The 20,806-nt window shown below is 62.2% G+C and carries 22 protein-coding genes; 11 read left to right on the forward strand and 11 right to left on the reverse strand.

What is annotated here, in order from left to right; genetic code table 11:
- On the forward strand, window positions 1–236 hold a 236-nt coding region (locus ACFY9W_RS27975; RefSeq protein WP_391137761.1), incomplete at its 5' end, for a hypothetical protein.
- A 69-nt stretch (window positions 237–305) separates the two neighbouring features.
- On the opposite strand, the gene tyrS is transcribed toward ACFY9W_RS27975, so the two are convergent.
- Window positions 306–1,505, reverse strand: a complete 1,200-nt coding sequence (gene tyrS, locus ACFY9W_RS27980; protein WP_391137764.1) for a tyrosine--tRNA ligase — start codon at window positions 1,503–1,505, stop codon at window positions 306–308.
- Window positions 1,506–1,718: 213 nt separating this feature from the next.
- Here tyrS and ACFY9W_RS27985 point away from each other — a divergent pair, with 213 nt between their 5' ends.
- Together ACFY9W_RS27985 and ACFY9W_RS27990 are read left to right on the forward strand one after the other, a co-directional pair.
- The gene (locus ACFY9W_RS27985) at window positions 1,719–3,140 is read left to right on the forward strand and encodes a peptidoglycan DD-metalloendopeptidase family protein (RefSeq protein WP_391137767.1); all 1,422 of its coding nucleotides are present in this window, start codon (window positions 1,719–1,721) and stop codon (window positions 3,138–3,140) included.
- Window positions 3,141–3,144: 4 nt separating this feature from the next.
- Window positions 3,145–4,236, forward strand: a complete 1,092-nt coding sequence (locus ACFY9W_RS27990; protein WP_391137770.1) for an anhydro-N-acetylmuramic acid kinase — start codon at window positions 3,145–3,147, stop codon at window positions 4,234–4,236.
- A 59-nt stretch (window positions 4,237–4,295) separates the two neighbouring features.
- Here ACFY9W_RS27990 and erpA read toward each other — a convergent pair whose 3' ends face one another.
- Entirely contained in the window at window positions 4,296–4,646 is a 351-nt protein-coding gene (gene erpA / locus ACFY9W_RS27995; RefSeq protein WP_003255511.1) for an iron-sulfur cluster insertion protein ErpA, read from the reverse strand.
- Between the two features lie 145 nt (window positions 4,647–4,791).
- Window positions 4,792–5,826, reverse strand: a complete 1,035-nt coding sequence (gene argC, locus ACFY9W_RS28000; protein WP_019472953.1) for an N-acetyl-gamma-glutamyl-phosphate reductase — start codon at window positions 5,824–5,826, stop codon at window positions 4,792–4,794.
- A 142-nt stretch (window positions 5,827–5,968) separates the two neighbouring features.
- Here argC and hemJ point away from each other — a divergent pair, with 142 nt between their 5' ends.
- From hemJ to ACFY9W_RS28030, 6 genes are all read left to right on the forward strand, one after another.
- The gene (gene hemJ, locus ACFY9W_RS28005) at window positions 5,969–6,394 is read left to right on the forward strand and encodes a protoporphyrinogen oxidase HemJ (protein WP_391137773.1); all 426 of its coding nucleotides are present in this window, start codon (window positions 5,969–5,971) and stop codon (window positions 6,392–6,394) included.
- Between the two features lie 28 nt (window positions 6,395–6,422).
- Entirely contained in the window at window positions 6,423–7,379 is a 957-nt protein-coding gene (locus ACFY9W_RS28010) for a nitronate monooxygenase (protein ID WP_391137776.1), read from the forward strand.
- Window positions 7,380–7,446: 67 nt separating this feature from the next.
- Complete coding sequence (locus ACFY9W_RS28015) at window positions 7,447–8,229, forward strand: SDR family NAD(P)-dependent oxidoreductase (RefSeq protein WP_391137779.1); 783 nt, start codon at window positions 7,447–7,449, stop codon at window positions 8,227–8,229.
- A 63-nt stretch (window positions 8,230–8,292) separates the two neighbouring features.
- Window positions 8,293–8,631: a histidine triad nucleotide-binding protein gene (locus ACFY9W_RS28020; protein ID WP_003255518.1), complete on the forward strand. Its 339-nt coding sequence runs from the start codon at window positions 8,293–8,295 to the stop codon at window positions 8,629–8,631.
- Between the two features lie 65 nt (window positions 8,632–8,696).
- Complete coding sequence (gene coq7 / locus ACFY9W_RS28025; RefSeq protein WP_016484635.1) at window positions 8,697–9,344, forward strand: 2-polyprenyl-3-methyl-6-methoxy-1,4-benzoquinone monooxygenase; 648 nt, start codon at window positions 8,697–8,699, stop codon at window positions 9,342–9,344.
- 10 nt (window positions 9,345–9,354) lie between these two features.
- Window positions 9,355–10,395 carry a DUF2157 domain-containing protein gene (locus tag ACFY9W_RS28030; protein WP_391137784.1) on the forward strand — a complete coding sequence of 347 codons (1,041 nt, stop codon included), beginning with the start codon at window positions 9,355–9,357 and terminating at the stop codon, window positions 10,393–10,395.
- Between the two features lie 138 nt (window positions 10,396–10,533).
- Here the strand turns inward: ACFY9W_RS28030 and ACFY9W_RS28035 are convergent, their stop codons facing one another.
- Window positions 10,534–10,956 carry an OsmC family protein gene (locus ACFY9W_RS28035; protein ID WP_004376171.1) on the reverse strand — a complete coding sequence of 141 codons (423 nt, stop codon included), beginning with the start codon at window positions 10,954–10,956 and terminating at the stop codon, window positions 10,534–10,536.
- A gap of 191 nt (window positions 10,957–11,147) precedes the next feature.
- Here ACFY9W_RS28035 and crp point away from each other — a divergent pair, with 191 nt between their 5' ends.
- Window positions 11,148–11,792 carry a cAMP-activated global transcriptional regulator CRP gene (crp, locus tag ACFY9W_RS28040; RefSeq protein WP_391137787.1) on the forward strand — a complete coding sequence of 215 codons (645 nt, stop codon included), beginning with the start codon at window positions 11,148–11,150 and terminating at the stop codon, window positions 11,790–11,792.
- Here crp and ACFY9W_RS28045 read toward each other — a convergent pair.
- The 4 genes from ACFY9W_RS28045 to ACFY9W_RS28060 form a co-directional block, all read right to left on the reverse strand.
- Entirely contained in the window at window positions 11,789–12,493 is a 705-nt protein-coding gene (locus tag ACFY9W_RS28045; RefSeq protein ID WP_391137790.1) for a biotin/lipoate A/B protein ligase family protein, read from the reverse strand. The two genes, crp and ACFY9W_RS28045, sit on opposite strands and share 4 nt — an antisense overlap.
- A gap of 167 nt (window positions 12,494–12,660) precedes the next feature.
- Entirely contained in the window at window positions 12,661–13,494 is an 834-nt protein-coding gene (gene trpC, locus ACFY9W_RS28050) for an indole-3-glycerol phosphate synthase TrpC (protein WP_391137792.1), read from the reverse strand.
- The gene (gene trpD / locus ACFY9W_RS28055) at window positions 13,491–14,540 is read right to left on the reverse strand and encodes an anthranilate phosphoribosyltransferase (protein ID WP_391137795.1); all 1,050 of its coding nucleotides are present in this window, start codon (window positions 14,538–14,540) and stop codon (window positions 13,491–13,493) included. The genes trpC and trpD overlap by 4 nt, the downstream gene beginning before the upstream one ends.
- Window positions 14,541–14,549: 9 nt before the next feature.
- Window positions 14,550–15,143, reverse strand: a complete 594-nt coding sequence (locus ACFY9W_RS28060; protein WP_391137798.1) for an aminodeoxychorismate/anthranilate synthase component II — start codon at window positions 15,141–15,143, stop codon at window positions 14,550–14,552.
- 368 nt (window positions 15,144–15,511) lie between these two features.
- On the opposite strand from ACFY9W_RS28060, the gene estP reads away from it, so the two are divergent.
- Entirely contained in the window at window positions 15,512–17,401 is a 1,890-nt protein-coding gene (estP, locus tag ACFY9W_RS28065) for an esterase EstP (RefSeq protein ID WP_391137801.1), read from the forward strand.
- A gap of 134 nt (window positions 17,402–17,535) precedes the next feature.
- On the opposite strand, the gene trpE is transcribed toward estP, so the two are convergent.
- The 3 genes from trpE to rpe form a co-directional block, all read right to left on the reverse strand.
- A complete protein-coding gene (gene trpE, locus ACFY9W_RS28070) occupies window positions 17,536–19,014 on the reverse strand; it encodes an anthranilate synthase component I (protein ID WP_391137804.1) in 1,479 nt (492 codons plus the stop codon).
- A gap of 69 nt (window positions 19,015–19,083) precedes the next feature.
- Window positions 19,084–19,902, reverse strand: coding sequence for a phosphoglycolate phosphatase (locus tag ACFY9W_RS28075; protein ID WP_391137807.1), 819 nt, complete (start codon window positions 19,900–19,902; stop codon window positions 19,084–19,086).
- Window positions 19,899–20,573: a ribulose-phosphate 3-epimerase gene (gene rpe, locus ACFY9W_RS28080; RefSeq protein ID WP_016484625.1), complete on the reverse strand. Its 675-nt coding sequence runs from the start codon at window positions 20,571–20,573 to the stop codon at window positions 19,899–19,901. Before rpe ends, ACFY9W_RS28075 begins: the two co-directional genes overlap by 4 nt.
- Window positions 20,574–20,806: the final 233 nt, after the last annotated feature.

A 20,806-nucleotide genomic window follows, 5' to 3' on the forward strand; every position in this document is an offset into this window, starting at 1 on the left:
CAAACACTTGGCTCGCTGCGATCTCTCGTAGCGGGAGGCGAATCATACAGCGTTTAAAAGCGCTGTCAACCACCATCTTAACCGCTTGCGATCATCTGATCGTAGCCCTTTCAGCGCCTTCCGAATCGGCTAACTCATTGAATTTCAAGGAGTTTGTCGTTCCGTTGTCGCTGGAAGTGGGGCGCATTATAAGGGGATTCAAAAGCGCGTCAACCCTTAATTTCAAGAAACTTTAATATTACTGAAAAACAAAACGGGGAGGCCTTTCGGCCTCCCCGCTTCTATATAGCTACACCACCAGGCGATCACTCGGCCTTGAGGGTCACCCGGCCAAACGACTTCTTGCCCGCCTGGCATACATGAGTAGCACCGAGCGCAAACATGAAGTCCTTGTCGACCACTGCACCATCAACCTTCACCGCACTTGCACCCAGCAGGTCTCGCGCTTGCGCCGAGTTCTTCACCAGGCCAGCCCGGTTGAGCACAGCAGCAATCGGCAGGTCTTCCGCCGCAGCCACTTCGATCTCCGGCAGGTCTTCCGGCAGTTCACCTTCCTTCATGCGGTTACCCGCAGCACGGTGAGCGTTGGCCGCAGCCTCTTCACCGTGGAAGCGCGCAACAATCTCTTCTGCCAGCTTGATCTTGATGTCACGAGGGTTGGCACCATTGGCGACATCGGCACGGAACTGCTCGATCTCTTCCATCGAACGGAAGCTCAGCAGCTCGAAGTAACGCCACATCAAGGTATCCGGGATCGACACCAGCTTGCTGTACATCACCCCGGGCGCTTCCTGGATACCCACATAGTTGCCCAACGACTTGGACATCTTCTTCACGCCATCAAGCCCTTCAAGCAGCGGCATGGTGACGATGTTCTGCGCTTCCTGGCCGTAGGCGCGCTGCAGTTCGCGCCCCATCAGCAGGTTGAACTTCTGGTCGGTACCACCCAGCTCGACGTCCGCCTTCAGCGCTACCGAGTCATAACCCTGGACCAGCGGGTAGAGGAACTCGTGAATGGCGATCGGCTGGTTGGTGGTGTAACGCTTGTCGAAGTCGTCGCGCTCAAGCATGCGCGCCACGGTGTACTGCGACGCCAGGCGAATGAAGTCGGCCGGGGTCAGCGTGTCCATCCAGGTGGAGTTGAACGCAACCTCGGTCTTGGCCGGGTCGAGAATCTTGAACACCTGCTGCTTGTAAGTCTCGGCGTTGTCCAGCACCTGCTCACGGGTAAGCGGCGGGCGCGTGGCGCTCTTGCCACTCGGGTCACCGATCATGCCGGTGAAGTCACCGATCAGGAAGATGACCTGGTGGCCCAACTCCTGGAACTGGCGCAGTTTGTTGATCAGCACCGTGTGGCCAAGGTGCAGGTCAGGTGCAGTCGGGTCGAAGCCGGCCTTGATGCGCAGAGGCTGGCCGCGCTTGAGCTTCTCCACCAGTTCCGACTCGACCAGTACTTCTTCCGCGCCGCGCTTTATAAGCGCCAGCTGCTCTTCAACCGACTTCATAGACAAACCCGCAAGGCTCAGATTCAGGGGGAGCCAACCATACAAGATCGGCCGTCAAATACAAGTTTCGCAAAGGAATGTGACCCGGGCACAGGCTTGCGGCGTCTACGCGCCCTTGCGTGAAAATGGATTTGGTTATATTTTATACAGTTATTTCATCTTCATCATGTCATTCATCTTTTCCATTTCACTTTTTTCAAAGTCACCTTGCCCATGACCAACGAACCGCCTAAAGCGCCCCCGCTTTATCCGAAAAGCCATCTGTTGGCCGCCAGCGGCATAGCCGCCCTGCTCAGCCTTGCTCTGCTGGTATTTCCTTCCAGCGAAGTGGAAGCCAAGAAAACCACCCTCAACCTCGAGCTGGAGAGCCCTGCCGAGCAGCTGAAAGACGAATCCCGCTCTGCCCCCCTGGTGCAGGCCGAGGGCGAGCAAGGCTCGCCGTTCGCCCAGATCGAAGAGGCAGCCCCCGAGACCCAGAAAGCCGAACAGCAAGCCCCTGCGGTCGAACCCGTCGCCGAGGCTGCCAAGGAGCCTGGCCACCGCGAAGTTACCGTGGCCCGTGGCGATACACTGTCCACCCTGTTCGCCAAGGTTGGCCTGCCGGCCAATGCAGTGCATGACCTGCTGGCAAGTAACAAGCAGGCCAAGCAGTTCAGCCAGCTCAAGCACGGCCAGGTACTGCAGTTCGAACTCGACAAAGACGGCCAACTGGCCAGCCTGCACAGCAAGGTCAGCAACCTCGAAACCATTCGCCTGACCAAGTCTGCCAAGGGCTACACCTTCAACCGTGAGATCAGCAAGCCGGTGGTACGCACCGCCTATGCACACGGCGTGATCAAAAGCTCGCTGTCGGCCTCGGCCCAGCGCGCCGGCCTGTCCCACAGCATGACCATGGACATGGCACGTGTGCTGGGCTACGACATCGACTTCGCCCAGGATATTCGCCCAGGCGATGAATTTGATGTGGTCTACGAGCAGAAGGTGATGGACGGCAAGGTGGTCGGCACCGGCAACATCCTGTCTGCCCGCTTCACCAACCGCGGCAAGACCTACACCGCCGTGCGCTACACCAACAAACAGGGCAATACCACCTACTACACCGCCGATGGCAACAGCCTGCGCAAGGCCTTTATCCGCACCCCGGTAGACTTCGCCCGCATCAGCTCGCGCTTCTCCGCAGGCCGCAAGCACCCGATCCTGAACAAGATCCGCGCCCACAAGGGCGTCGACTACGCCGCCCCACGCGGTACGCCAATCAAGGCTGCCGGTGACGGCCGCATCGAGCTGGCCGGGCGCCGTGGCGGCTATGGCAATACCGTGATCATCCAGCACGGCAACCGTTACAAGACGCTGTACGGCCACATGCAGGGCTTTGCCAAGGGCATCAAGACTGGCGGCACCGTGAAGCAGGGCCAGATCATTGGCTACATCGGCACCACGGGCCTGTCCACCGGGCCTCACCTGCATTACGAGTTCCAGGTCAATGGCGTGCATGTCGACCCACTGAGCCAGAAGGTTCCGATGGCCGACCCGATCGCCAAGAACGAGCGCCAGCGCTTCCTGCAGCAGAGCCAGCCCCTGATCGCCCGCATGGATCAGGAAAAGGCCACCCTGCTCGCAGCGAACAAGCGCTAAGCCCATGGCGCTTTACCTGGGAGTAATGTCCGGCACCAGCCTCGATGGCCTGGACATTGCGTTGATCGAGCAAGGCGAGCAGCTTGAACTGCTCGCCACCCATTACCTGCCAATGCCCGGTGACCTGCGTCAGGATCTGCTTGCCCTGTGCAGCAGCGGCCCTGACGAGGTCGCACGTGCGGCGCTGGCTGAAAACCGCTGGGCCAGCCTGGCAGGCGAAGGCATCCGCCAACTGCTGGCCCGTCAGGGTCTGCAGGCCGATGCCATCCGCGCCATCGGTAGCCACGGCCAGACCATCCGCCATGAACCCGCTCGCGGCTTTACCGTGCAGATCGGTAACCCGGCGCTGCTCGCCGAGCTTACCGGCATCAGCGTGGTTGCCGACTTCCGGCGGCGTGATGTGGCCGCCGGCGGCCAAGGCGCGCCACTGGTGCCGGCCTTCCACGAAACCCTGTTCGGCCACCTCGGCCAGCGCCTGGCAGTCTTGAACGTGGGCGGTTTCAGTAACCTCAGCCTGATCGAGCAGGCCAATCCCGTGCACGGTTTCGACTGCGGCCCCGGTAACGTGTTGCTGGACGCCTGGATCGAGCGCAAGCGGGGCCAGGCCTATGATGCCGACGGCGCCTGGGCCGCATCGGGCGTGGTGCAGGCCGACTTGCTCAGCGCAGTGCTGGCCGACCCGTTCTTCGCCGGCAGCGGCCCCAAGAGCACAGGGCGCGAGGTGTTCAACCTGCCTTGGCTGGATGGCCACCTGGCCCGCCTGCCTGCCTACCGCGACGAGGATGTACAGGCGACACTATTGGAACTGACCGCACGCAGCATCATCGACTCGCTGGTCAAAGCCCAACAAGGCACGCAAGCACTGCTGGTATGTGGTGGCGGCGCACGCAATGGTGCACTGATGACCCGTCTCGGCCAGTTGTTGCCTGAAGCCCACGTCACCGGCACTGGCGCCCATGGTGTTGACCCGGATTGGGTAGAGGCCATGGCGTTTGCCTGGCTGGCCCACTGCTGCCTCGAGGGCATCGCCGCCAACCGGCCCAGCGTCACGGCCGCCAAAGGCCTACGCGTACTGGGCGCAATCTACCCGGCGTAACCGCTGCGCCAGAACGCAAAACGCCGCGCAATTGCGCGGCGTTTTCGTACGGCCAGGCCTCAGATCGAGAACGAAGACCCGCAACCGCAGGTAGTGGCAGCATTCGGGTTCTTGATCACGAAACGCGAGCCTTCCAGGCCTTCCTGGTAGTCCACTTCAGCACCGGCCAGGTACTGGAAGCTCATGGGGTCGACCACCAGCGATACGCCTTCACGCTCGACGATGGTGTCGTCTTCGGCCACATCCTCATCGAAAGTGAAGCCGTACTGGAAGCCCGAGCAACCACCACCGGTCACGAACACCCGCAGTTTCAGACGTTCATTGCCTTCCTCGTTGACCAGGTTTTTCACCTTCTGGGCTGCCCCATGGGTGAATTCCAGGCCGGTAGGGGTGAAGGTTTCGACGCTCATGTTGATTCTCCCGGCGCGGTAGCCGCCTTAAAACTCGATGACGCGCATTATCCGCTTCTCCGAGAAAATTGGTCAAGAATTGTGCGGCTTTAGTCGTGACAAACAAAAAGGCCCGCACAAGGCGGGCACTTTCTGCACATCATGATTACGGCAGCAGGCCCGCGTGGGACAGCCCCATGCGCTCGTCCAGGCCGAACAGGATGTTCAGGTTCTGTACCGCCTGGCCCGACGCACCCTTGACCAGGTTGTCGATCACCGACAACACCACCACCAGGTCACCACCCTGCGGGCGATGAACAGCAATGCGGCAGACGTTGGCGCCGCGCACGCTACGGGTTTCCGGGTGGCTGCCCGCTGGCATCACGTCGACGAACGGCTCATCGGCGTAACGCTTCTCGAACAGCGCCTGCAGGTCAACCGAGGTGTCGACCACATTCGCGTACAAGGTGGCATGGATACCACGGATCATCGGCGTCAGGTGCGGGACGAAGGTCAGGCCGATGTCCTTGCCAGCCGCCAGGCGCAGGCCTTGGCTGATTTCAGGCAGGTGACGATGGCCCTTGACCGCATAGGCCTTCATGCTTTCACCGGCCTCGCAGAACAGCGACCCCACTGCCGCACCCCGGCCAGCGCCGCTGACACCCGACTTGCAGTCGGCGATCAGGCGCGACGGGTCGGCCAGGCCCGCTTCCAGCAGCGGCAAGAAGCCCAACTGGGTTGCGGTCGGGTAGCAACCCGGCACAGCAATCAGGCGCGCCTGGCGGATTTTTTCGCGGTTGACCTCAGGCAGGCCATATACCGCATCCTTGAGCAGCTCTGGCGCACCGTGCGGCTGGCCGTACCACTTGCCCCACTCGGTGGCATCCTGCAGGCGGAAGTCGGCCGACAGGTCGATCACCTTGGTGCCGGCCGCCAGCAGCTCGCCGGCCAGGGCATGGGCAACACCGTGCGGGGTGGCAAAAAACACCACATCGCAGGCCGCCAGGGCCTTGCTGTCCGGCACGCTGAACGCCAGCCCGTCATAGTGGCCGCGCAGGTTCGGGTACATGTCCGCCACCGCCACGCCCGCCTCGGAGCGCGAAGTGATGACCGCCACTTCGGCCTGTGGATGCTGTGCCAGCAGACGCAACAGTTCGACGCCGGTGTAACCCGTGCCGCCGACGATACCGACCTTGATCATAACGCTTGCCCCTTATCAACGAGCCGTCTGGAAAGCGCACGATAATAGGGGCGCAAGGCGCCTGTAACAACTCTTCGGGTGACCCTTCGGCTGCTTGGCCACTACTATCTGACGACCGTGAATACCTGAAGGAACTCCCTCAATGCTTTACCTATGGATCAAAGCGCTGCATATCGTCAGCGTGGTCTGCTGGTTCGCCGGCCTTTTCTACCTGCCCCGGCTGTTCGTCTACCACGCCCAGAGCCAGGACAGCGTCAGCCAGGACCGCTTCGTGACCATGGAGCGCAAGCTGTACCGCGGCATCATGAACCCGGCGATGATCGCCACCTATGTGTTCGGTGCGTGGATGCTCTACCTCACCCCCGGCTGGCTGAGCCAGGGCTGGCTGCATGCCAAGCTGACACTTGTCATCCTGCTGACCGGCTACCATCACGTGTGCGGTGCCCAGCGCAAACGCTTCGCCAGCGGCACCAATACCCGCAGCCACGTCTACTATCGATGGTTCAACGAAGTGCCCGTGCTGTTCCTGCTGGGTATCGTAATTCTGGTGGTGGTCAAACCGTTCTGACATAGCCACCCGTTCAAGGAGCCTTGCCATGTCGCTACCCGCCTCGCTCGAACAACGCCTGCGCCTGCCCGTGGTTGCCGCACCGATGTTCCTGATTTCCAACCCGCAACTGGTACTGGCCTGTTGCGCCAGCGGCGTGGTGGGCAGTTTCCCGGCCCTGAACCAGCGCGACAGTGCCGGCTTCAAGGCCTGGCTGGAAGAGATCGAGGCGGGTCTTGCACAATTGCAGGCGCCCGCGCCCTATGCGGTCAATCTGATCGTGCACCCGACCAACCCACGCCTGCAGGCCGACCTGGCGTTGTGCGTGGAACACCGCGTGCCGATCGTGATCACCAGCCTGGGCGCAGTGAAGGAAGTGGTCGATGCCGTGCACAGTTACGGTGGGCTGGTGTTTCACGATGTCACCACACGCCGGCATGCCGAGAAGGCCGCCGAAGCGGGTGTCGACGGGCTGATTGCCGTCGCTGCTGGCGCGGGAGGCCATGCAGGTATCTGGAGCCCATTCGCCCTGGCCGCAGAGATACGCCAGTTCTTCGATAAAACCCTGCTGCTGGCCGGCTGCCTCAACCACGGCCACGAGATCCTGGCCGCGCAACTGCTGGGAGCGGACCTGGCGTATATGGGCACACGCTTCATTGCCACCGCAGAAAGCCAGGCCCAGGATGCCTACAAGCAGATGCTGCTCGATGCCCATGCTGCCGATATCATCCACACCCCGGCAGTGTCCGGCATCCCCGCCAGCTTCCTGCGCCCGAGCCTGGAACAGGCCGGCTACGACATGAACGCCCTGAAGGGCGGCCACGAACCAGGCAAGCTCAAGCCGATCGACGAAGAAGCCAAAGCCTGGAAGACCGTATGGTCGGCAGGCCAGGGTGTCGGCGAAATCAATGACATGCCCAGCGCCAGTGTATTGATCGAACGGCTGCACAAAGAGTACCGGGAGGCCCTGGAGCGCTGCCAGGCCCTGCACGCCCGCACCTTGTAGCAAAAGGCAACACCTTGCCCGGCCAAGCTGTACACTAGGCGCCCTCTTCCGCCCCCAGGAGCCTTGCATGACCCGTTACGCCATGATCACTGGTGCTTCCAGCGGCCTGGGCCTGGCCCTGGCGGAAGCCCTGGCACGGCGCGGGCGCAACCTGATCCTGGTGGCACGCCAGCGTGAAACGCTGGAACCGGTTGCCATCGAACTGACCCAACGCTTTGGTGTCGAGGTGCTGTTCCGCGCCTGCGACCTCAGCCAGCCGCTACGCCTGTCTGGCTTCGTGCTGGAGCTGGAAGAAGGCGAACGGCGTATCGACCTGCTGGTGAACTGTGCCGGCTTGCGTACCTACGGGCCGTTCCTGGCCCATGAGTGGGCCGACGAGCAGGACCTGCTGGAGGTCAACGTATTGGCCCTGAGCCGCCTGTGCCACGCCATCGGCAACCTGATGGCCGTACAGGGTGGTGGGCAGATCCTTAACGTCGCCGGCCTGGCCGGGGTCGCACCTGGCCCCTGGATGGCAGCCTATGCTGCCAGCAAGGCGTACGTACTGAGTTTTTCCCAGGCCCTGCGCGAAGAGCTCAAGCGTGCCGGCATCAAGGTTTCGGTGCTGTGCCCCGGCCCGGTGCGCTCCTCGCGCCGGCGTATTGCGCGGCTCGATGGCAAGCCCCGCTGCCTCAGCCCCGAGGAAGTGGCACTGTATACCGTGCGTGCCCTGGACAAGAACCGCGCACTGATCCTGCCTGGCCGGCGCAACCGCTGGCTGGCGTTTGCGCCGCGCCTGCTGCCGCGCTGGCTGGTGTGCAAACTGGCCGGGGCCCTCCACCGGCGCTATTGCCCGGCCGGCATGGAATAGCCACTGGGCGAGCGGCGCCTGGCTGAGTACACTCGGCCCGACCCTCACCATGGAGCAAGTGCTGTGGACGATCTATTCCTCAAAATCATCAACCGGGAAATCCCGGCGGATATCATCTACGAAGACGACCAGATCCTGGCCTTCAAGGACATTGCACCCGCGGCACCGGTACATTTTCTGGTCATCCCGAAAAAACACATCCGTACGCTCAATGACCTGACCGAAGAAGACAAGGCGCTGGCTGGCCACATTTTGTTCACCGCCCAGCGCCTGGCAGTCGAGCAAGGCTGCGAGGAAGGTTTCCGCGTGGTCATGAACTGCAACCCGAAAGGCGGCCAGACCGTCTACCACATCCATATGCACGTGCTTGGCCAGCGCCAGATGAACTGGCCACCGGGCTGATCCACGGCAAGCGACCCCGCCGCTATTGCGGTAAACTGTCGGGCACATTCTTGCGGAGGTGCCCGATGGCTACCGAACGTCACTACTCGCCGCTCGACCGCTTGTTGCTGCAGGCCGATACCGCCATGCGCACCTTGCTGCCCTTCAGCGGCCAACCCGCCCGGCCATCGCCGGCCATCGTCCAGCCGGACGTCGACCTCGACGAGCAGCAGACCCGCCACATCGCCGGGCTGATGCGTATCAACCACACCGGTGAAGTGTGCGCCCAAGCGCTGTACCAGGGCCAGGCCCTGACCGCCAAGCTGCCCGAAGTGCGCAAGGCCATGGAGCATGCTGCCGAAGAAGAGGTGGACCACCTGGCCTGGTGCGAGCAACGCATCCGCCAGCTGAACAGCCACCCGAGCGTGCTCAACCCCCTGTTCTACGGCATGTCGTTCGGCATCGGCGCACTTGCCGGGCTGGTCAGCGACAAGGTCAGCCTGGGCTTCGTCGCCGCCACCGAGCATCAGGTGTGCAAGCACCTTGACGAGCATCTGGAGCAGATCCCGCACGAAGACGAAAAGTCCCGCGCCATTCTCGAACAAATGCGCATCGACGAAGAGCAGCACGCCGAATCCGCACTGGAAGCCGGCGGTTATCGTTTCCCGGCGCCGGTCCGCTTTGGCATGAGCTTGCTGGCCAAGGTCATGACCAAGAGCACTTACCGCATCTGAAGGCATCATCATGACGGACCGTTTCGACGCCAAGGACCTGGCGCGCGCCGTGCAGGCCGGTATTCTCCAGCCGGGCCAGGACCAAAGCCTGCTGGCATTCCTGCGCCAGCAACCGGCTGCACGTGGCAGCTTCCAGCTGGCCCATGTCGCTTTCTATTTTGGCGCCATGCTGATCATGGCGGCCATGGGCTGGTTGCTCACCGAAGCGTGGACGAGCATCGGTGACGGCGCGCTGCTGATCATCGCCAGCCTCTATATCCTGCTGATCACCTTGTTCGCCCTCAACCTGCAGCGCCGTGCCCAGCCTGTTGCTGCCGGGGTGTTGGCGGCGGTGGCGGTCAGCATTGTGCCGCTGGCCGTGTTCGCCATCGAACGTTTGGCCGGCTGGTGGCCACTGGACGACGCGCAGGCCGACTATCACCAGTACTACACCTACGTGCAGGGCGGCTGGCTGGCCATGGAAGCTGCCACGATGCTTGCCGGGTTACTGATGCTGCGGCTGATCCCCTACCCGTTCGTCGTCATGCCGATAGCCGTGGCCCTGTGGTTCATGTCGATGGACCTGAGCGAATGGGTATTTGGCTCGCCGTTCAGCTGGGAGCAGAGGCGCGAGGTTTCGCTGTGGTTCGGGTTGGGCCTGCTGGTGGTGTTCCTGGTGATAGACGGTCGCACGCGTGAGGACTACGCCCGCTGGGGCTACCTGGCCGGGCTTGCGGCATTCTGGGGCGGGTTGACGCTGGTGGACAGTGGCAGCGAACTGGGCAAGGCCCTGTACTGCCTGATCAACATTGCGCTGATGGGTATGGCGGTGCTTCTGCGCCGGCCGGTGTTCATGGTGTTTGGTGCGTTGGGGGTGGCGGCTTACCTTGGGTATCTTTCGTACGAGGTGTTTGCCGATTCGTTGCTGTTCCCGGTGGTGGTGACCTTGATCGGGCTGGGGGTTATCTGGCTGGGGCTGGTTTACCAGAAGCGGCGGGAGCGGTTGAGCCAGGTGATGCGAGGACGACTGCCAGGGTGGGTGCAAGCTGCACTTCCCGCGCTTCGGCGCTGACATTGCCGGGGCCACTTTGCGGCCCATCGCCGGCAAGCCAGCTCCCACAGGTACAGCGCTTGCCTTGAATCTGGCGATACATCTGTGGGAGCTGGCTTGCCGGCGATGGGCTGCGAAGCAGCCCCAAAAATCGTTGCTTTAACCCAGCTCTACGATTTCATACCCGTGGGTAATTTCGACCCCGGCGCGCTCCAGCATGATTGAAGCCGAGCAGTACTTCTCTGCCGACAGCTCCACTGCCCGCTTGACCTGGGCTTCTTTCAACCCACGCCCTTTCACCACGAAGTTCATGTGAATCTTGGTAAACACCTTCGGGTCTTCGCTGGCACGTTCGGCTTCCAGAAACGCCTCGCAGCTTTCCACTGCCTGGCGCGACTTCTTCAGGATGCTCACCACATCAAAGCTGCTGCAGCCACCCAGGCCCAACAGCAACATTTCCATCGGGCGAACACCCAGGTTGCGGCCGCCGGCCTCGGGCGGGCCGTCCATAACGACGACGTGGCCGCTCCCCGATTCGCCGAGGAACATGGCCTCACCGGCCCACTGGATACGTGCCTTCATCTACCCGCACTCCTGATTTTCGGAAAAGGGTGTCAGCTTAGACCTTGTACGGCTGTGGGAAAAGCGCGAGACGTGTCGGTTTAGTGCCGAAACATCCAGTAGTGTCTGATAAGCTGGCGCCAAATGACTGGCGCCTGGCGCCGGCCAGCCTCTATAAAAAGCCTATGCGTCGCATCGAACAGGATTTCGTGATGGTTGCCTCCGCCCTACCTGCCAAGATCAAGAACATCGACAAGTTGCTGGTACATTGCCAGCGCCGCCGCTACACCGCCAAAAGCAACATCATCTGCGCCGGCGACCGGGCCGAAACACTGTCGTTCATCCTCAAAGGTTCGGTAACCATCCTCATCGAGGATGACGAGGGCCATGAAATGATCATCGCCTACCTCAACAATGGCGACTTTTTTGGCGAGCTGGGGCTGTTCGAACCGGTTGACGGCGAACAGCAACGCAGTGCCTGGGTGCGAGCCAAGACCGAGTGCGAAGTGGCCGAAATCAGCTACGAGAAATTTCGTGAACTGGCCCGCCAGGACCCGGAAATCCTCTACGCCCTGGGCAGCCAGATGGCCCAGCGCCTGCGCAACACCACCCGCAAGGTCGGAGACCTGGCCTTTTTCGACGTCACCGGGCGGGTTGCCCGTTGCCTGCTGGAACTGTGCAAGCAGCCCGATGCCATGACCCACCCCGACGGCATGCAGATCAAGATCACCCGCCAGGAAATCGGCCGTATCGTCGGGTGTTCCCGGGAGATGGTCGGCCGCGTCCTCAAAGACCTTGAAGAACGCAGCCTGGTACAGGTCAAGGGCAAGACCATGGTGGTCTACGGTACCCGCTAGTCCTTGGGCAGGTCTGCCAGCACCTTGGCGTAGGCCTGCGACAGGCGCTCGAACCAGGGCGCCTCGGGCGCCACTTCGTGCAAAGCGATGTGCGCGTCGGCGCGGCAGCGTTGCTCCAGCTCGCAGCACTCATTGAAGCGGTTGACCGCCGCCACCATCGACTCACGCTCGTTGTCCAGCAACAACGCTCCGTGTACCAGCACTACAGGGCGCTTGCCGCCCAGGCCCTGGCGCCAGCGCTGGGCTGTGCCTACCAGCTTGCGGCCATTGAGGTTGACGTTGTAGCGGCCATCGCAGAACGCCCCATCGATTTCCCCCACCGACGCAACCCCACCCCACTCGCGCAGTACGTCGCACAGCGGCAGGCAAAGGCGCTCGTAGGCGCTCTCGATACGGCCGTGATCGCCTTCGCTGCGCGGGGCGACGTAGACCAAAGCAACGTTCACGGTCGAATGGGATTGCGGCACCGGCTCACCACCCGTCTCGCGTAGCAACACCGGCCAGCCGGCAATCGCCAGCTCCGAGCAGGCGGCTTCGAAGTTATCCAGGCGGCTCATGCGCCGGGGCATGACCAGCGCATGGTCGGTGGGGCGCCAGAACAGCACACCACTTTCGCGTTCGCCGCGGCACACGGCGGCGAGCAATTCCTGCTCGGCGTGCAAGCCCTGCTCGACGGTCAGGGCCAGGGGTTGATCGGTCATTGATCCACCTTCGATGTTATTTTCAAGGGCCTATTCGCGGGCACGCCCGCTCCCACAGGTGCATCACAGGTCCACAAGGCGGTGACCATCCTGTGGGAGCGGGCGAGCCCGCGAAAGGGCCATGACAGGCATACAAAAAAGCCGGCAAGAACGCCGGCTTCATTTGATCAGTCCAGTTGCTGAACAGTCTTCTTCACCTGCTCGGGGAAGAACAACCGCTGCAACTCCAACCCCGGCTGCTCGGCACGCATGAACGCCTCGCCCACCAGGAACGAGTAAACCTCGTTGATCGCCATCAGCTCCACATCGGCCCGGTTGAGAATACCGCTCTCGGTAATCGCCAGACGGTCACGCGGAATGCGTGGCAGCAGGTCAAGGGTGGTTTCCAGGCTGACCTCAAAGGTATGGAGGTTACGGTTGTTCACCCCCACCAACGGCGTATCCAGGGTTTTCAGTGCGCGCTCCAGCTCATCGCCATCGTGCACTTCCACCAGCACATCCAGGCCCACATCCTTGGCCGTGGCGGCCAGTTCGGCCATCTTCACGTCATCCAGCGCCGACACGATCAACAGCACGCAGTCCGCACCCAAAGCCCGGGCTTCGACGATCTGGTAGGGGTCGACCATGAAGTCCTTGCGGATCACCGGCAGCGACACCGCCGCGCGGGCCTGCTGCAAGTATTCATCGGCACCCTGGAAGTAATCGACATCGGTCAGCACCGACAGGCAGGTAGCGCCGCCCTTTTCGTAGCTGACAGCAATTTCCGCCGGCACGAAGTGTTCACGGATCACGCCCTTGCTCGGCGAGGCCTTCTTGATTTCGGCAATTACCGCTGGCTGCTTGCGCTTGGCCTGCTCGATCAGCGCGTTGGCGAAGCCACGTGGGGCATCGGCGGCCTTGGCCAGGCTTTCCAGCTCGGCAAGGCTCACGCGCGCGCTGCGCTCGGCCACTTCCTGGAACTTGCGGGCAATGATCCTTTCCAGCACCGTCGGCACACTCATGCTTCGTTCTCCACCTTGAATACTGCTGTAAAGGCACCCAGTTCCTGCAGCTTCTCCCAGGCCAGGCCGGTGTGCAGTACGTCGTGGGCCAGTTCCACGCCCTGAGCCAGGGTCATGGCATGATCGGCAGCATAGAGCGCCGCGCCCGCGTTAAGCACGATCATTTCAGCGGCTTTCTGGCCGTTCTCGGTCTTGCGGCGGCCCAGCGCATCACGTATCAACTCCAGCGATGCTTGCGGGTTTTCGACGGCCAGGCCATGCAGGCTCTGGCTCTTCATCCCGAGGTCTTCCGGCTCTACCCAGTATTCAGTGATTTTGTCGTTCTTCAGTTCGGCAACGAAGGTGGGTGCTGCCAGGCTGAACTCATCCAGGCCATCCTTCGAGTGCACCACCAGCACATGCTTGCTACCCAGGCGTTGCAACACCTCGGCCAACGGGCGGCACAGGGCCTGAGCGAACACGCCGACAACCTGGTGCTTCACTCCAGCCGGATTCGTAAGCGGGCCGAGCATGTTGAACAGGGTACGCAACCCCAGGTCACGACGCGGGCCGGCGGCATGTTTCATGGCGGAATGATGGCTTTGCGCGAACATGAAGCCGATGCCCAGGCTATCAATGCAGCGGGCCACCTGAGTTGGCGTCAGGTTCAGGTAGATGCCGGCAGCTTCCAGCAAGTCGGCACTGCCGCTCTTGCCCGACACCGCGCGGTTGCCATGCTTGGCCACGGTGCAACCCGCGGCCGCCAGCACGAACGAAGAGGCTGTGGACACGTTGAAAATATTGGCGCCGTCACCGCCGGTGCCGACGATATCGACCACGCCATCGAGGCTTGCAAGTTCAACCTTGTCCGCCAGCTCGCGCATCACGGAAACCGCACCGACAATTTCGTCGATGCTTTCGCTTTTCATGCGCATGCCCATCAGGAAGGCGCCGATCTGCGCCTCGCTGCACTGGCCGGTCATGATCTGGCGCATGACATCGCGCATTTCTTCGGTAGAAAGGTCCAGGTGGCCGACGATACGGCTCAACGCGCTCTTGATATCCATGTTCGATCCTTAGCGGCGGCCGCCGGTCTGCTTGAGGAAGTTGGCGAACAGCTCGTGGCCCTGCTCGGTCAGGATCGATTCGGGGTGGAACTGCACCCCTTCGATGTTCAGCGTTTTGTGGCGCAGGCCCATGATCTCGTCGACCGAACCGTCAGCATGGGCGGTCCAGGCGGTGACTTCCAGGCACTCGGGCAAGGTTTCGCGCTTGACCACCAATGAATGATAGCGGGTGACGGTCAGCGGGTTGTTGAGGCCGGTGAACACGCCCAGGTCGCGATGGTGTACCGGGCTGGTCTTGCCATGCATCACCTGGCGGGCACGCACCACGTCACCGCCAAAGGCCTGGCCGATGGACTGGTGACCCAGGCACACGCCCAGGATTGGCAGCTTGCCGGCAAAGTGCAGGATGGCCTCGATGGACACGCCAGCCTCGCTCGGCGTGCACGGGCCCGGGGATACGACGATGCGCTCGGGGTTCAGGGCTTCGATCTGGGCGATGGTCATTTCGTCATTGCGAATGACCTTGACCTCGGCTCCCAGCTCGCCAAGGTACTGAACGACGTTGTAAGTGAATGAGTCGTAATTGTCGATCATCAGTAACATGGTGTTAAACCTCTTGAATTTACTGACTTCAGAATTCGAACCTTCTTGCAGCCGGTACAGGCACGGCTTCGCCACAAAGGGCTGTAAATGAAGAAGGTAAACGGGGGCGGGCCGGACGGGCCGGCAGGGGATAAAGTCAGGCGCGCCAACGCCAACGGGCGTGAGCCTTGATAACGCGCATCAAGAGTTTGCTGACGATCAACACAGGATAGGTCTCGCTCATACGTCCCGGCACAGTAGCCTACCGGGGCGGCGGGCGCAATATGCCTGTAAACACGGGGAAACGAATGGACTTGGGAGGCATGCCCCGCGATTTGCTAAGGTCGATCGGGTTGTCCTCATAAAAACAAAGAAAAGGATGTTCCAGGATGCAAAAAGCCCCGTTATTGCGCTTTACCCTCGCCTCATTAGCTCTGGCCTGCAGCCAGGCATTCGCTGCACCGTCGCCTTACTCGACATTGATTGTCTTTGGCGACAGCCTGAGTGATGCCGGGCAGTTTCCAGACCTGACCGGCGGTACAGCCGGGTTGCGCTCCACCAACCGCGATGCCGACGGTAACTATGCGCCAGTGTCGCCGATGATCCTTGGCAGCCGCCTGGGTGTTAACCCGGACGACCTCAACCCATCAACTTCGGTAGGCATCCGCCCCGACGGCAACAACTGGGCAGTGGGCGGCTATACCACGCAGCAGATTCTGGATTCGATCACCAGCATCTCCAAGACCGTCATACCACCCGGTAATCAGGGCGCCGGGCTGGTACTGCGCGAACGGCCGGGGTATCTGGCCAATGGCCAATGGGCCGACCCTAATGCGCTCTACTACCTGACAGGAGGCGGTAACGATTTCCTCCAAGGCCTGGTGAACAGCCCTGTCGACGCGGCAGCAGCCGGTGGCAGGCTAGCGGCCAGCGCACAGGCGCTGCAACAAGGCGGGGCCCGCTACATCATGGTCTGGCTGCTGCCTGACCTGGGCCAGACACCCAACTTCAGCGGTACCCCAGGGCAAAACCCGCTGTCGCAGCTGTCCAGCGTGTTCAACCAATCGCTGATCAGCCAGCTCAACCAGATCGATGCTGAAATCATCCCGCTGAATATTCCTGTGCTGCTCGGCGAGGCCCTGGCAAACCCGACACAGTTTGGCCTGGCCAGCGGTCAGAACCTGGTCGGCACCTGTTACAGCGGCGACAGTTGCGTGGAAAACCCGGTGTACGGCATCAATGGCACCACACCCGACCCAACCAAGCTCCTGTTCAATGACTCGGTACACCCGACCATCGCCGGGCAACAGCTGATCGCCGACTACGCCTACTCGATCATCTCCGCTCCATGGGAGCTGAGCTTACTGCCAGAAATGGCTCACGCCAGCCTGCGTGCCCACCAGGACGAATTGCGCAACCAGTGGCAGACGCCCTGGCAGCCCGTTGGCCAGTGGCAGGCCTTCGTCGCCACCGGCGCACAAGACCTGGACTTCGACGGCCAACGCGGTGCGGCAAGCGGTGATGGCCGTGGCTATAACCTGACCCTGGGCGGCAGCTACCGGTTGAACGACGCCTGGCGACTGGGCCTGGCCGGCGGTGTGTACCGGCAAAAACTGGAGGCAGGCGCCAATGATTCGGACTACAAACTGAATAGCTACCTGGCCAGCGCCTTCGCCCAATACCGCCAGGACCGCTGGTGGGCTGATGCCGCGCTGACCGCCGGGCACCTGGACTACAGCGACCTCAAGCGCACCTTTGCCCTTGGCGTGAACGAGCGCAGTGAAAAGGGCGACACCGACGGTGAGGCCTGGGCGATGTCCGGGCGGCTGGGCTACAACCTGGCAGCCGAAAGCAGCCGCTGGCAGCTGGCGCCGTTCATCAGCGCTGATTACGCGCGAGTGAAGGTGGATGGTTACAACGAGAAGAGCGGGCGTTCGACGGCACTGGGCTTCGACGACCAGGAGCGTAAGTCACGCCGCTTGGGTGTCGGGCTGCTGGGCAGTGTGCAAGTGCTGCCGAGTACCCGGCTGTTCGCCGAGGTGGCGCAGGAGCATGAGTTCGAGGATGACCAGCAGGATGTGACGATGCACCTGACCAGCTTGCAGGCCAATGACTTCACCCTGACCGGGTATACGCCGCACAGCGACCTGACCCGGGCGAGCCTGGGGGTTAGTCATGAAGTGGTGGCGGGGGTGCATTTGCGCGGGAACTACAACTGGCGCAAGAGTGATGAGTTGACGCAGCAGGGTGTGAGCCTGGGGGTGAGCGTGGACTTCTGAATCGATGGGGCCGCTTTGCGGCCCTTCGCGGGCACGCCCGCTCCCACAGATACTGCACTGACCTGGAAGTAGGTGCTTTCCCTGTGGGAGCGGGCGTGCCCGCGAAGGGCTGCAAAGCAGCCCCAATCGATTTATCAGATGGAAGTCTGCTCAGCCAACGCCACCGCACGGAACATCGCGCGGCGCTTGTTGATGGTTTCTTCCCACTCCAGCGCCGGCACCGAGTCGGCAACGATGCCGCCCCCCGCCTGCACATGCAGCTCGCCGTCCTTGATCACTGCCGTACGAATGGCAATCGCAGTGTCCATGTTGCCGTTCCAGGCGAAATACCCCACGGCACCACCGTAAACCCCACGCTTGACCGGCTCCAGCTCGTCGATGATTTCCATCGCACGAATCTTCGGCGCCCCCGACAGGGTACCGGCTGGCAGGATCGCCCGCAGTGCATCCATTGCCGTCAGCCCTTCACGCAGCTGGCCGGTGACGTTGGACACAATGTGCATCACGTTGGAATAGCGCTCGATCACCATCTTCTCGGTCAGGCGGACGCTGCCAGTCGACGACACGCGGCCCACGTCGTTACGGCCCAGGTCGATCAGCATCAGGTGCTCTGCAATCTCCTTGTCATCCGACAGCAGTTCATCTTCCAGCGCCCGGTCGGCCTCTTCGGTCGCGCCACGCGGGCGTGTACCGGCAATCGGGCGTACGGTAACCAGGTTGTCCTCGACACGCACCAGCACCTCGGGCGAGCTGCCGACCACGTGGAAGTCGCCGAAGTTGAAGAAGTACATGTAAGGCGTCGGGTTGAAGCAGCGCAGCGCACGGTACAGGTCGATGGGCGCGGCCTTGAAGTCGATCGACATGCGCTGCGACGGCACCACCTGCATGCAGTCACCGGCCAGGATGTATTCCTTGATGCGGCCGACGGCGTTTTCGTAATCCTCACGGGTGTAGCTGGAGCGGAATTCCGGCTCCGCAGCCTGCGGGCCGCTCAGGTCCAGGCCGCGGCGCGGGGTAGTCGGCTGGCGCAAGGTTTCCAGCAGGCCTTGCAGGCGTGCCTGGCCCTGCTCGAACGCCTGCTGTTCTGCCGGGTCGACCAGCACGATGGCGTGCATCTTGCCCGCCAGGTTGTCGAACACCACTACCGCATCAGACACCATCAGCAGGATATCCGGCACACCCAACGGGTCCGGGTTGGGGCTGGCACCCAGGCGCTTTTCCACATAACGCACGCAGTCGTAGCCGAAGTAGCCGACCAGGCCGCCGTTGAAGCGCGGCAGGCCGGGAATGTCGGCAACCTTGTAGCGGTCCTTGAAGGCCTCGACAAATGCCAGCGGGTCTTCGACATCGTGGCTTTCCACCTCGACGCCATCCTGCAGGATGCTGACGTGGTAGCCGTGCACGCGCATCACGGTGCGTGACGGCAGGCCGATCATGGAGTAACGGCCCCACTTCTCACCGCCCTGTACCGATTCGAGCAGGTACGAGTTGGGCTGGTCGGCCAGTTTCAGGTAGATCGACAGCGGCGTGTCGAAGTCGGCCAGGGTTTCGCAGGCCAGGGGAATACGGTTATAGCCGGCAGCGGCCAGGCGCAGGAATTCTTCGCGGTTCATGAGTAGCCTCGTGGCAAGCAGCAATAAGTCGGGCAAACGGATGGGCCGGCACGCGCCGGCAGGCAGAAGTCAGGCGCGCCAACGCCAACGGGCCAGGGCCTTGATGACTTTCATCCAGAATTTGCCAGTAACCGCCACGGTGGACTCTCTGTCGTGTGAGGCTTGAAGTTCCGCCAACGTTATCCCAGTGGCCGGGTCTTCGCAACCGGGCAGCAGTGCACGCAGGTCATCAATCACAAGGCTCGGCGATTCGTCATGAATCGGCCGGCCATGGTTGTAGCCGTAGGTCAGCCCCACGCACTGAACGCCAGCCGCCCTGGACGCAAGCACATCACTGCGCGAATCGCCCACGAACAGTGACTGTTGTGGTGTAACGCCAGCCATCTGCATGACGAACAGCAAGGCCGCCGGGTCCGGCTTTTTCTGCGGCAGGGTGTCGCCGCCGATGATCCAGCGGAAGTAGTTGCCGATCTTCATCTGGTCCAGCAAGGGGCCGACAAAGCGCTCGGGCTTGTTGGTGATCAGCGCCATTTCCACGCCCTGCTTGCGCAGCCAGCGCAGGGTGTCCCGCACACCGGGGTAGACCACCGTCAGCTCATGGCTTTCGGCATAGGCGTCCATGAACAGCGCCAGCGCCTGGTCGGCCAGCGCATCGTCCACGGCGGCGTGGTCGATGCCACCCGCCAGCGCCCGGCGCACCAGCACCTGGGCGCCATTGCCGACCCAGTGGCGCACGGCGTCCAGGCCTGCAGGCGGGCGCCCCAGTTCGAGCAGCATGCGGTCCACGGCGGCTGCCAGGTCTGGCACGGAATCGATCAGGGTACCGTCCAGATCGAACATCACCAGCCTGGGCAGCGTCCCCGGGAACAGCTGCTCGAAGCCGCTCATGGGCGGGCCTGGGCCAGTTCGGCGCGCATCTTGGCGATGACTTCCTGGTAGTCCGGGGCGTTGAAGATCGCCGAGCCGGCCACGAAGGTGTCGGCGCCAGCGGCAGCAATCTCGCGGATGTTGTTGACGTTGACGCCGCCGTCGATTTCCAGGCGGATATCACGGCCACTGGCGTCGATCAACGCACGCGCTTCGCGCAGCTTGTCGAGGGTGCCGGGGATGAACTTCTGGCCGCCGAAGCCCGGGTTGACGCTCATCAGCAGCACCATGTCGATCTTGTCCATCACATACTTCAGGGCGTCCAGGCTGGTGGCCGGGTTGAACACCAGGCCGGCCTTGCAGCCACCGTCCTTGATCAATTGCAGCGAGCGGTCGATGTGCTGGGTCGCTTCCGGGTGGAAGGTGATGTAGGTGGCGCCGGCCTCGATGAAGTCACCGATGATGCGGTCGACCGGGCTGACCATCAGGTGCACGTCGATCGGCGCAGTCACGCCGTACTTGCGCAGGGCAGTGCACACCATCGGGCCGATGGTCAGGTTGGGAACGTAGTGGTTGTCCATGACATCGAAGTGGACGATGTCGGCACCCGCAGCCAGTACCTTGTCGACGTCTTCGCCCAGACGGGCGAAATCGGCAGAGAGAATGGAGGGGGCAATAGCGTAGGGCTGCATGGCGCACCTGTTGGCAGAATCACGGTGGCGCGCATTGTAACTCAGGGAAAGGGATGAGGGCTGATTGGTATCAAAGGGTGTCGACCAACGCCCCATAAGCCTTGTGCCGACTGCACTGGCCTCATCGCCGGCAAGCCAGCTTGTATGGTAGGACTTGAAGGGAGGAGGAGGGTCATAACTCGCTTCTGACTGTTCGCGCAGTACAGACCGTGGGAGAAATCACCCCTCCTCCT

This window comes from Pseudomonas sp. NPDC008258 (assembly GCF_042956345.1).
GTDB lineage: Bacteria > Pseudomonadota > Gammaproteobacteria > Pseudomonadales > Pseudomonadaceae > Aquipseudomonas.

Bases quoted from the DNA above. Each gene is read 5' to 3' on its own strand.
- trpE (WP_391137804.1), bottom strand. From the start codon at position 19,014: ATGAACCGCGAAGAATTCCTGCGCCTGGCCGCTGCCGGCTATAACCGT.
- ACFY9W_RS28010 (WP_391137776.1), top strand. From the start codon at position 6,423: ATGTCGCTACCCGCCTCGCTCGAACAACGCCTGCGCCTGCCCGTGGTT.
- argC (WP_019472953.1), bottom strand. From the start codon at position 5,826: ATGATCAAGGTCGGTATCGTCGGCGGCACGGGTTACACCGGCGTCGAA.
- estP (WP_391137801.1), top strand. From the start codon at position 15,512: ATGCAAAAAGCCCCGTTATTGCGCTTTACCCTCGCCTCATTAGCTCTG.
- ACFY9W_RS28075 (WP_391137807.1), bottom strand. From the start codon at position 19,902: ATGAGCGGCTTCGAGCAGCTGTTCCCGGGGACGCTGCCCAGGCTGGTG.
- ACFY9W_RS28015 (WP_391137779.1), top strand. From the start codon at position 7,447: ATGACCCGTTACGCCATGATCACTGGTGCTTCCAGCGGCCTGGGCCTG.
- trpD (WP_391137795.1), bottom strand. From the start codon at position 14,540: ATGGATATCAAGAGCGCGTTGAGCCGTATCGTCGGCCACCTGGACCTT.
- ACFY9W_RS27990 (WP_391137770.1), top strand. From the start codon at position 3,145: ATGGCGCTTTACCTGGGAGTAATGTCCGGCACCAGCCTCGATGGCCTG.
- erpA (WP_003255511.1), bottom strand. From the start codon at position 4,646: ATGAGCGTCGAAACCTTCACCCCTACCGGCCTGGAATTCACCCATGGG.
- coq7 (WP_016484635.1), top strand. From the start codon at position 8,697: ATGGCTACCGAACGTCACTACTCGCCGCTCGACCGCTTGTTGCTGCAG.
- hemJ (WP_391137773.1), top strand. From the start codon at position 5,969: ATGCTTTACCTATGGATCAAAGCGCTGCATATCGTCAGCGTGGTCTGC.
- crp (WP_391137787.1), top strand. From the start codon at position 11,148: ATGGTTGCCTCCGCCCTACCTGCCAAGATCAAGAACATCGACAAGTTG.
- trpC (WP_391137792.1), bottom strand. From the start codon at position 13,494: ATGAGTGTGCCGACGGTGCTGGAAAGGATCATTGCCCGCAAGTTCCAG.
- ACFY9W_RS28060 (WP_391137798.1), bottom strand. From the start codon at position 15,143: ATGTTACTGATGATCGACAATTACGACTCATTCACTTACAACGTCGTT.
- rpe (WP_016484625.1), bottom strand. From the start codon at position 20,573: ATGCAGCCCTACGCTATTGCCCCCTCCATTCTCTCTGCCGATTTCGCC.
- tyrS (WP_391137764.1), bottom strand. From the start codon at position 1,505: ATGAAGTCGGTTGAAGAGCAGCTGGCGCTTATAAAGCGCGGCGCGGAA.
- ACFY9W_RS27985 (WP_391137767.1), top strand. From the start codon at position 1,719: ATGACCAACGAACCGCCTAAAGCGCCCCCGCTTTATCCGAAAAGCCAT.
- ACFY9W_RS28045 (WP_391137790.1), bottom strand. From the start codon at position 12,493: ATGACCGATCAACCCCTGGCCCTGACCGTCGAGCAGGGCTTGCACGCC.
- ACFY9W_RS28030 (WP_391137784.1), top strand. From the start codon at position 9,355: ATGACGGACCGTTTCGACGCCAAGGACCTGGCGCGCGCCGTGCAGGCC.
- ACFY9W_RS28035 (WP_004376171.1), bottom strand. From the start codon at position 10,956: ATGAAGGCACGTATCCAGTGGGCCGGTGAGGCCATGTTCCTCGGCGAA.